The sequence below is a fragment of the Flavobacterium sp. genome (genome assembly GCF_044361015.1).
Lineage (GTDB): Bacteria > Bacteroidota > Bacteroidia > Flavobacteriales > Flavobacteriaceae > Flavobacterium.
Genome location: NZ_JBIKJL010000092.1, coordinates 1 through 5263, shown reverse-complemented (window position 1 = coordinate 5263; position 5263 = coordinate 1). Strand labels below are relative to the sequence as shown.

The following is a 5263-nucleotide window of genomic DNA, read 5'->3' as shown; positions in this document are numbered from 1 at the left end:
ACCTTTTAACTATTAATGACATTAAAGGAATTGCTGATCAAGTACTTTTAGTTTCAATACTAACCAATGAAAACAGAATCATAAATAAGAAAGTTTTTTAATACTTTTTCTATCAACTCATTTACAACCTCATTTTTAATAAAATGAGGTTTTTTTACATTAAAAAATAAGTTTTTAAACATAACACACAATATAAAAAACAAATCCTTATACTTTTTCATCTGAACAAGGTTCATTTGACAATCGTTTTGAAATTGTATATTTGAACGAAACACTTAGCAATCCTGATTTTCCCTTGAAAACGAGATTAGAGTAGTGACTAATGAATTTGTAAAAGTATATTCAACTGTTGAACCAATTGAATCAATAATGGTTTAGAACGTTTTAGGACAAAAATTAAAAGAATACAACAATGTGAATGCTAATTCATTCAAACTAACGTCCCTTCAAAAAAAAAAAATACTACATTGCTGTTGAAAATCAAGTTACAAAATGAATTAATTAAAATTGAAAAAGTAATTTATTAAAAATAATTAAAGAAATTCCAAAAAGACCTTTGCTTTAAAAAGTAAAGGTTTTTTTCATTTTGATAAGCTTCTCTTTCAAAGCAGATACTTCGATAGGCTAAGTTTCTGTCTTTATATTTTATCCATTTGTATAGAAATTCAAGGCCATACCAAATAAAAAAAGGAATAATTAATAATTCAATTTGTTGCCGAATATGAATTCTTTCGTGGTTTAACAAAACTGCATTGTGCTTATCTCCATGGTGCTTTAAAAAAACAAATGGAAACAACGTAAGACCTCGAAAACCTTTTGGCGTTAAATATTTAAAAACAATCACTATCATTTGTGACAAAGTTGCTAATTTTGTAGCTATGAATACACCAAATTCTGAAAATAAATTAATTGAAGGCGAAGATTTTTATTTTACGGCCGAAGGTTATAAGTGTTTTACGGAAAAATACCATTTAAAAAGAGGCTACTGTTGTAAAAGTGGCTGTCGACATTGTCCCTATGGCTTTGATAAAAAAACAGGAACTATTAAAAAGTAATTAGTTACTGATGATTAGTGACTAGCAATACAAGCAACATATAACATACAACTAAAATGACATTTAAAGAAGCTATATCAGAAGGAATTCCAATAATACTACCTGAACAAAAACCTTTTGAATCTGAAATAAATCACGCTCCCAAACGAAAAGAGATTCTGTCAGCAGAAGAAAAAAAGTTAGCTCTTAGAAATGCCTTACGCTATTTCGAGGCGAAACATCATGCGGAATTACTCCCTGAATTTAAAGATGAATTAGAAAAATATGGTCGGATTTACATGTATCGCTTTCGCCCTGATTACCGAATGTATGCACGCCCAATTTCTGATTATCCGGGAAAATGTGAACAAGCAAAAGCAATCATGTTGATGATACAAAACAACTTGGATTATGCAGTAGCTCAACATCCACATGAGTTGATCACCTATGGTGGAAATGGTGCTGTTTTTCAAAATTGGGCTCAGTATCTATTGACAATGAAATATCTTTCTGAAATGACTGAAGAACAAACCTTAGTGATGTATTCAGGCCATCCTATGGGATTGTTTCCGTCGCATAAAGAGGCTCCTAGAGTTGTAATAACGAATGGAATGGTAATTCCAAATTATTCCAAACCCGATGATTGGGAAAAAATGAATGCGTTAGGCGTTTCTCAATATGGACAAATGACTGCCGGAAGTTATATGTACATTGGTCCGCAAGGAATTGTGCATGGAACAACAATTACCGTTTTAAACGGATTTCGAAAAATCAAAAAAAATCCCGAAGGCTCAATTTTTGTTACATCTGGACTTGGAGGAATGAGTGGAGCTCAACCCAAAGCAGGCAATATTGCAGGTTGTATCACCATTTGTGCAGAAGTAAATCCAAAAATTACTAAAATTCGTCACGAACAAGGTTGGATAAATGAAGTGATTGTAAAGGTGGAAGATTTAGTGATTCGTGTTCGAAACGCACAAACTCAAAAAGAAGTTGTTTCCATCGCTTACCTTGGAAATATTGTTGATGTTTGGGAACGTTTTGATTCAGAAAATATTCACATCGATTTAGGTTCAGACCAAACTTCCCTGCATAATCCATGGGCTGGAGGTTACTATCCTGTAGGCCTTTCTTTTGAAGAATCAAATGAATTAATGGCAATCAATCCGGAATTGTTCAAAACTAAAGTGAAAGAAACGTTAGTTCGACATGCAGCAGCCATCAATAAACATAGCGCAAAAGGCACTTACTTTTTTGATTACGGAAATGCCTTTTTGCTCGAAGCCTCACGTGCCGGAGCGGATGTAATGGCCATTGATGGTATTCATTTTAAATACCCCAGTTATGTACAAGATATCATGGGGCCAATGTGTTTTGATTACGGATTTGGTCCGTTCCGCTGGGTTTGTGCTAGTGGAAAACCGGAAGATTTAGCCAAAACAGATCAAATTGCTTGTGCCGTTTTAGAAGAAATAGCGAAAACAGCTCCAATTGAAATTCATCAACAAATGCAAGACAATATCAAATGGATTAAAGAAGCTCAAAAAAATAAATTAGTGGTAGGTTCACAAGCCAGAATACTATATGCCGATGCAGAAGGAAGAATGAAAATTGCAGAGGCTTTCAATAATGCGATAGCAAAAAAAGAAATTGGTTATGTTATTTTAGGCCGTGATCACCATGATGTATCCGGAACCGATTCTCCTTATCGCGAAACGTCCAATATTTATGATGGTTCGAGTTTTACGGCAGATATGGCAATTCACAACGTGATTGGCGACAGTTTCCGTGGAGCAACATGGGTATCAATACATAATGGTGGTGGAGTTGGCTGGGGAGAAGTAATTAACGGTGGATTTGGTATGGTTCTTGATGGTACAGAGGATAGCGACAGACGACTAAAATCGATGTTGTTTTGGGATGTCAACAACGGAATCGCCCGCAGAAATTGGGCACGAAATGAAGGAGCTATTTTTGCAATAAAAAAAGCCATGAAGACGCAACCTTTATTAAAAATTACCATCCCTAATTTAGTAGATGATGATTTATTATAAATTGTTTCAAGTTTCAGGTTTCAAGTTAACCCACAGAACCTGAAACTTGAAACCTGAAACAAAAAAAATAATACTATGAAAACACTCAAATTCCTACCCCTGCTTCTACTCTTTCTGTTTACTTCCTGTAGTTCAGTTAAAGTAAATTATGATTATGACAAAAATGTTGATTTCAATCAGTTTAAAACGTATGCTTTTCAAAAAAGTGGTATTGACAAAGTTGAAATTTCAGATTTAGACAAAAAAAGAATTCTTAGAGCCATTGATGAGCAAATGGCTGCCAAAGGATTTACTAAAAGTGAAAACCCAGATTTATTAGTAAACATTTTCACCAAAGAACGCGAACAAGTAGACGTAAACCAATTCAATGCCGGTTGGGGTTATGGCTGGGGTTATGGCTGGAATCCTTATTTATGGGGAGGAAATACATCCGTATCGTCTTATGTCGAAGGCACCCTATTCATTGATTTAATTGATGCCAAGAAAAAAGAATTAATTTGGCAAGGTCAAGGCGTTGGTGTTTTAACTCAAAACATGGATAAAAAAGAAGAGCTTATTAAAGAGTTTGTGACTAAGATTTTAGCTCAATATCCACCGGTGAAGAAGTAAGCGGTTTATAGCCACAGTTTGCAGTCGCAGTCGTCAGTTACTGCTAACTGCGACCGTGACTGTAAACTAATACCCAAGCAACTCATCCATCTTAGCACGAACCTTATCCACATTCGGAATCATAGTGAATTCTAACGTGCTGTTCAAGGGTATGGCAGGCATATTCTCTGAACCAATGACCATAACCGGAGCGTCCAAGTATTTAAAACACTTTTCCTGAATAAGTCCCGCTAAACTTCTGGCGAACGAATTATTGGTGGGTTCCTCGGTCACAATTAAGCACTTTTTAGCCTTTTTTACAGATATAAGTATTGTTTCCTCATCCAAAGGAAATAAAGTTCTTAAATCGATGATTTCTACTTGGTTTTTGATATCTAATGAAGCATTTAAAGCCCAATGCACTCCCATTCCGTAAGTAATAACAGTAATGGTTTCAGCCGTTTCCTGTTCCCAAATTTCTTGCAGCACATTCGCTTTCCCAAAAGGCAACATATAATCTTCGCTTGGTTCGTTTACACGTGCAGCATCTGTCCCTTTCACTTTACTCCAATACAATCCTTTATGTTCCAAAATCACCACTGGATTGGGGTCGTAATAAGCCGCTTTCATCAAACCTTTTAAATCGGCACCATTACTGGGATACGCGATTTTGATTCCACGAATATTTGTTAGCACACTTTCTACCGATGAAGAGTGATACGGACCGCCACTACCATATGCTCCAATGGGTACACGCAAAATCATACTCACCGGCCATTTACCGTTAGATAAATAACACGAACGGCTAACTTCAGTGAATAATTGATTGAGTCCCGGCCAAATGTAATCGGCAAATTGCACCTCAACAATGGGTTTCAAACCAACGGCCGACATGCCAACCGTTGAACCTACGATAAAAGCTTCTTGAATGGGTGTGTTAAAAACACGTTCGTCGCCAAATTTCTGGGCTAATGTCGCCGCTTCCCGGAAAACGCCACCTAAACGTCCGCCGACATCTTGTCCATATAACAAACATTCTGGGTGCTTCTTCATTAGTTCTTCTACTGCAAATAAGGCACAATCGACCATCACAACTTTTTCTTCACGGGATGGATTTCGTTCGCCTATTTCTTCAGTGATGGGTGTTGGTGCAAAATCGTGTGTTAATAAATCTTCGGGCTTAGGATCTTCAGCTAGTTGGGCTTTTTCAAAATCATTTTGGACAGTGGTTAAAGCCACCGCCAATTGATCGTCTATTTCCCGTTGTGTGATTCCTGCTTCCAGCATTTGTTGTATCAAAATCGGATAAGGATCACGAGATTTTGCTTCTTCTAAATCATCCCGGTACCACTCCATCCGAACACCGGATGTATGGTGATTTAACAAGGGAACTTTGGCATGCACCAAAAACGGCCTTCTTTCTTCACGAATGGTTTTTACTACTTTTTCTAAAGCTAAATAACTTTCGGTAAAATTGGCTCCATCGATCGAAAGGGCTTCTATTCCATGAAATCCTTTAGCATATTCAAAAGCATTTTGAGCACGCGTTTCAGCCGCATTTGCCGAAATATCCCAGCCGTTATCTTG

Annotated in this window: 4 protein-coding genes; 3 read left to right on the top strand and 1 reads right to left on the bottom strand. The window is 36.6% G+C overall.

Going from position 1 to position 5263, the window contains the following annotated elements:
- The first annotated feature begins 878 nt into the window (after positions 1 to 878).
- From ACIQ2Z_RS12500 to ACIQ2Z_RS12490, 3 genes are all read left to right on the top strand, one after another.
- Positions 879 to 1055, top strand: coding sequence for a DUF5522 domain-containing protein (locus ACIQ2Z_RS12500; protein WP_396184498.1), 177 nt, complete (start codon positions 879 to 881; stop codon positions 1053 to 1055).
- Positions 1056 to 1111: 56 nt separating this feature from the next.
- Positions 1112 to 3088 carry a urocanate hydratase gene (locus ACIQ2Z_RS12495; protein WP_396184497.1) on the top strand — a complete coding sequence of 659 codons (1977 nt, stop codon included), beginning with the start codon at positions 1112 to 1114 and terminating at the stop codon, positions 3086 to 3088.
- A 75-nt stretch (positions 3089 to 3163) separates the two neighbouring features.
- Entirely contained in the window at positions 3164 to 3697 is a 534-nt protein-coding gene (locus tag ACIQ2Z_RS12490) for a DUF4136 domain-containing protein (protein WP_396184496.1), read from the top strand.
- A 66-nt stretch (positions 3698 to 3763) separates the two neighbouring features.
- Here the strand turns inward: ACIQ2Z_RS12490 and ACIQ2Z_RS12485 are convergent.
- A partial coding sequence (locus ACIQ2Z_RS12485; protein WP_396184495.1) for a transketolase C-terminal domain-containing protein occupies positions 3764 to 5263 on the bottom strand: 1500 nt, incomplete at its 5' end.